This window comes from Marinobacter sp. UBA5687 (assembly GCF_002420325.1).
GTDB lineage: Bacteria > Pseudomonadota > Gammaproteobacteria > Pseudomonadales > Oleiphilaceae > Marinobacter > Marinobacter nauticus.
In genome coordinates, this window is record NZ_DIHV01000161.1 from 7,420 (window position 1) to 12,467 (window position 5,048).

At 58.8% G+C, this 5,048-nt stretch carries 3 protein-coding genes and 2 pseudogenes; 4 read left to right on the forward strand and 1 reads right to left on the reverse strand.

Annotated elements, in window-relative coordinates; all coding sequences use genetic code 11:
- Window positions 1-168: 168 nt before the first annotated feature.
- Together B3Y70_RS17265 and B3Y70_RS17270 are read left to right on the forward strand one after the other, a co-directional pair.
- A pseudogene (locus tag B3Y70_RS17265) lies at window positions 169-1,590 on the forward strand (carboxy terminal-processing peptidase); the annotation flags it as partial.
- Between the two features lie 3 nt (window positions 1,591-1,593).
- On the forward strand, window positions 1,594-2,376 hold the full coding sequence (locus B3Y70_RS17270) for a helix-turn-helix domain-containing protein (RefSeq protein WP_011785951.1): 783 nt from the start codon (window positions 1,594-1,596) through the stop codon (window positions 2,374-2,376).
- On the opposite strand, the gene mtnA is transcribed toward B3Y70_RS17270, so the two are convergent.
- A complete protein-coding gene (gene mtnA, locus B3Y70_RS17275; protein ID WP_414674125.1) occupies window positions 2,369-3,424 on the reverse strand; it encodes an S-methyl-5-thioribose-1-phosphate isomerase in 1,056 nt (351 codons plus the stop codon). The two genes, B3Y70_RS17270 and mtnA, sit on opposite strands and share 8 nt — an antisense overlap.
- A gap of 203 nt (window positions 3,425-3,627) precedes the next feature.
- On the opposite strand from mtnA, the gene B3Y70_RS17280 reads away from it, so the two are divergent.
- Together B3Y70_RS17280 and B3Y70_RS17640 are read left to right on the forward strand one after the other, a co-directional pair.
- Window positions 3,628-4,956: a TRZ/ATZ family hydrolase gene (locus tag B3Y70_RS17280; protein WP_288590210.1), complete on the forward strand. Its 1,329-nt coding sequence runs from the start codon at window positions 3,628-3,630 to the stop codon at window positions 4,954-4,956.
- 21 nt (window positions 4,957-4,977) lie between these two features.
- Window positions 4,978-5,048 (forward strand): annotated as a pseudogene (locus tag B3Y70_RS17640) (bifunctional 3-demethylubiquinol 3-O-methyltransferase/2-polyprenyl-6-hydroxyphenol methylase); the annotation flags it as partial.

A 5,048-nucleotide genomic window follows, 5' to 3' on the forward strand; every position in this document is an offset into this window, starting at 1 on the left:
CTGGCGCCTGGACGAGGTGGTGGACCTGATCCGCGGCCCTCGCAATTCCACCGTGACATTGGAAGTGATCCCGGCCAACGCCAGTGACGAGACCATCACGCGAACCATCGCCATCAAGCGGGATGAGGTGAAGCTGGAGGAACAAAGCGCCAGCAAAGACGTGATTNNACCTCCGAGAACTTCAATATCAACATGAGCCTCTCGCTGGAGGGCATCGGCGCGGTACTGCAATCCGATAACGAGTACACCAAGGTAGTGCGTCTGGTACCCGGTGGCCCGGCCTCCAAGCAAGGTCAGCTGCAGCCAGCCGACCGCATCGTCTCGGTTGCGCAGGGTGATGAAAAGCCTGTAAACGTGATCGGCTGGCGCCTGGACGAGGTGGTGGATCTGATCCGCGGCCCCCGTAATTCCACCGTAACCCTGGAAGTAATCCCGGCGAACGCCAGCGACGAGACCATCACGCGCACCATCGCCATCAAGCGCGACGAGGTGAAGCTGGAGGAGCAAAGCGCCAGCAAAGACGTGATTGAACTGGACCGAAACGGCGAGACCTATCGTATCGGAGTCATCAATATCCCCACCTTCTACGCCGATTTCCAGGCCATGCAGGCTGGCGATCCAAATTACAAAAGCACCACCCGCGACGTGCGTAAACTGATTGAGGAACTCAAGGCCAGCGGCGTGGATGGCGTGGTCATGGATCTTCGTAATAACGGCGGTGGCGCACTGCACGAAGCCAACGACCTGGTTGGCCTGTTTATCGACGAAGGCCCCACGGTCCAGATCCGTAACGCCAACAACGATGTTCAGGTACTGGAAGACGAGGATCCGTCCGTGGTCTACGACGGCCCTCTGGTGGTGCTGGTCAACCGGATGAGTGCCTCCGCCTCTGAAATTTTCGCCGGCGCTATCCAGGATTATGGTCGAGGCCTGGTGGTTGGCTCCCAAACCTTCGGCAAAGGCACGGTTCAGGCCGTTCGGCCACTGAACCACGGTCAATTGAAAATCACCCAGTCCAAGTTTTACCGGGTTTCCGGCGGTTCCACCCAGCACAAAGGGGTGATTCCAGACATCGAAATCCCGTCGCGCATCGATAAAACCCGAATTGGTGAGGACGCTCTGGACCACGCCCTGCCGTGGGACCAGATTGAGGCCGTTCCCCATGCCCGCTATTTCGACTTTACCGGCGTGATTGACGAACTGCGGAATCGCCACGAAGAGCGGTTCGCCACCAACCCGGAGTTCAAGCTGCTGCAGAAGGAAATCGAGTTCCTTAATCGCCAGCGACAGATGGATTACGTCAGCCTTAACGTGGACGAGCGCAAAAACCAGCACAACCAGATCGAGCAGACCCGCCTGACCATCGCCAATGCCCGCAGGGAACTGAAAGGCGAAGAACCGTTTGAAGACCTGGAAGCTCTGGAAGACTGGCAGGATCAACAGGCGGCAGATCTGGACAACACCGACGAAGAACTGGATTTCGTCATCCAGGAAGGCGGACACATCATGGCCGACTTGCTGGAGCTGGATCAACGTATGGCGTCCATTCTGATGCCCACCCAGTTTGCGGCCAAGACTGAGGCACCATAAATCATGGCTGGGCAGCCGTCCGGGGAAAGCGGTCAGAGTACCCAACAGCGTGCCCGGGTGTTCAGGGATATGCTACTGGACGCCCTGCACGCCATGTATTCCATGGACGAAGCTGAGGGCCTGGAATCCTCTGGCCCGAAAGATAAAACCCCAGACGGTATGCTGGAACGTATAGCCGGGCTGACGGGTTCGGCACTTCGTCTGGGCGCCCGGGCAACCGACACCTCCCTGCGGGTCGGTCGGGCCCTGATTAACTCTCAGGATCAGTTGCGGGCCATGCTGACAGCCGGCCAATCGCTGAAAGACATACGGGAAGTTGCGGGCCTCACGCTCTCGGAAATGAGTGAAGCCCTGAACCTCAAAGACAAGTCTTTGCTGGAAGCCATTGAAAATGGCACCTCCACCCTCTCCTTCGAGCTGATCCTGAGACTCGCCGCCCTGGTGGCCCGCAACGATCCGATCCCCTTTATCATGCGCACCACCCGTAACTATAACCCCGAGGTGTGGCAGATACTCAACGATTGGGGCATAGGCCGGATTCCGCTCCAGTTCGAGCGGGAACGGGAATTCATTAACATCTTCCGCCGGCACGACGATGCCAGAAACCTGTCGGATGAAGGCTTCCGCAGAGTACTGGAATTCACCCGCCAGAGCTTTGAAATGTCACTGCATTTTATAGAACAGCAGGAAAAGGAAGTGGCAGAACTGAAAGCTGGCATGAAGACCGCCGGGCCAGCGCCGGACAAGCCGGCAACCAGCTCCGGGGCAAAACGGAATATCAGGTAAACAGCGCCCGCATTCCGGTGATGTTGGGGTTACGCACTGCGCCTTTCTCGGTCACGATGGCATCAATTAGGCTCGCCGGTGTCACGTCAAACACCGGGTTGAATACCGGAACGCCAGCGGGCGCCAGGGGGATCCCGCGAATTTCACGCACCTCGGTGCCATCCCGCTCTTCGATTGGAATATCCTTGCCAGACGCCAGCGCCATATCGACGGTGCTGGAGGGAGCCACCACCATAAACCCGATCTTGTGGTGCCGCGCCAGGACCGCCAGGTTATAGGTACCAATCTTGTTCGCCACATCACCGTTGGCAGTTATCCGGTCGGCACCCACAACAATCCATTTAACCTTGCCGGAAGCCATAATGGCCGCTGCCGCGCCATCGGCATTGAGCGTAACGGGAATATGGTCACGGGTCAGCTCCCAGGCGGTTAGCCGGCTGCCCTGAAGCCAGGGCCGGGTTTCGTCGGCATAGACCCGCTTCAACAGTTTTTCCTCGTGCAAACGGCGAATCACCCCCAACGCGGTACCGTATCCTCCGGTGGCAAGTGCACCGGTGTTGCAGTGGGTCAGCACTGCGACAGGCTTGTCGGGATTCATCACCTCCAGCGCATAATCCGCCATGGCCAGGTTGGCCGCCAGGTCATCCTCATGCAGACGAACAGCCTCTGCCGCCAGCCGATCAGTGGCTTCGTCCAGAGAATGACAGGCGTGGAACACCTTTTCCATGCGCTCCAGCGCCCAGAACAGGTTCACCGCCGTAGGCCGGGATTTCGCCAACACTCGAATAGCCTGTTTGATCTCGGCCTGCCAATCGCCTCCGCCTGCGTGGCGGGCTGCCAGGGCCACCCCGTACGCAGCACTGATGCCGATGGCCGGTGCCCCACGCACCACCATATCCGTTATGCACTGGGCCACCGCCGAGGCACCATCCGCAACAATCCAGTGCTCCTCTGCCGGGAGCAGGCGTTGATCCAGCAATTCCAGCCTGTCTCCGTGCCAGCGCATTGCCACCGTCCCGATGGAACGATTGGAAGATCGACCTGCCATAAACAACTCCCGAACCAAAGAAAAACAGCGAGTATAGCCCTATCAAACCAGATTGACTGCCCTGATTTGAAGAGGCTTGATGAATGTCTGGAAAATCGCAGCACAGCGGCCACCACCGGGGTAGTTCTGCCTGACCGCGCTGGTTATACTTGCCCATTGAATTTCAAGGCGCCTCCGGTGCCCCGAACCCGCAAGGCAGGTTAATGACGGCAGAAACCATCACCGCAGCCGATACCCGAATCAATGCCCGCTGGCTGATTCCCGTCGAACCCTTCGGGGTTGTCCTTGAACACCAGGCCGTAATCCTTCAAGGCAGCCGAATTCTGGCGATCGTGCCGCAGGCTGAGGCAGACCAGAGTTATCGCACCCGGGAAACCCTCGACCTGAACCAGCATGTTGTCCTGCCCGGGCTGATCAACCTGCACGGCCACACCGCCATGTCCCTGTTCCGGGGCCTGGCTGACGACCTGCCGTTGATGACCTGGCTGAATGATCATATCTGGCCTGCAGAGAGCAAGTTTGTCAGCGAGCAGTTCGTGGCAGACGGCACGCGCCTGGCCATGGCAGAGATGCTCCGCACCGGCACCACCACGTTTTCGGATATGTACTTCTTCCCGGAAGTGACTGCCCAGGCAGCCCACGACACCGGCATGCGTGCACAGATCTGCTTTCCTCTGATGGATATGCCAACGGTATGGGGTTCAGGGCCAGAAGAATACCTGCGCAAAGGTGCGGACCTTATTGAACAATGGCAGCGGGATGACTACATCATGCCTGCCATTGGGCCCCACGCCCCTTACACCGTTTCCGACGGTCCTCTGGGTGCCGCCGTGGAATTAGCGCAGCAAACCGGTGCCGCCATTCAACTGCATTTGCACGAAACCGCCTTTGAAGTAGCGGAAGCGGTAAAAGCCAGCGGGCAGCGACCACTGGCGCGTATGGCAGACCTGGGTGTTCTCGGCGCCAATACGCAGTGTGTACACATGACCCAGATCGACGAATCCGACCTGGCTCATCTGAAAAAGACCGGCGCCCATGTTGTCCATTGCCCGGAGTCCAACCTGAAACTGGCGAGCGGGTTCTGTCCGGTGCAGAAACTGCTGGATCACGATATCAATGTCACCATCGGTACCGATGGGGCCGCGAGCAACAACGATCTGGATCTGTTCGGCGAACTGAAAACCGCCGCAATGGTAGCCAAGGCTGTGGCGGACGATGCGGCAGCCCTGTCGGCTCACAAAGCGCTGGAGATGGCGACCCTCAGCGGTGCCCGAGCCCTGGGGCGGGACCACGACATCGGCTCCCTGGTGGCGGGCAAACTGGCAGATCTGATCGCCGTCGACTTGAGCGACCCCTATCTGCAGCCTGTCTACGATCCCGCTTCGCACCTGGTCTACAGCAACCACGGCCGGGCAGTAAGCCACAGCTGGATTCATGGCGTACCACAATTACAGGATGGCAGGCTAACCCGCATCGACGTACCAGATCTGGTTCTGCGGGTGAACGAATGGCGCAAACAGATTCTCAGCTGATTATCCGGAGTAACCCCGAACATGAACAACCAGAACGTAGACCAGAACGAGATTGCGAAATTCGAGGCGCTCGCCAGCCGCTGGTGGGACCC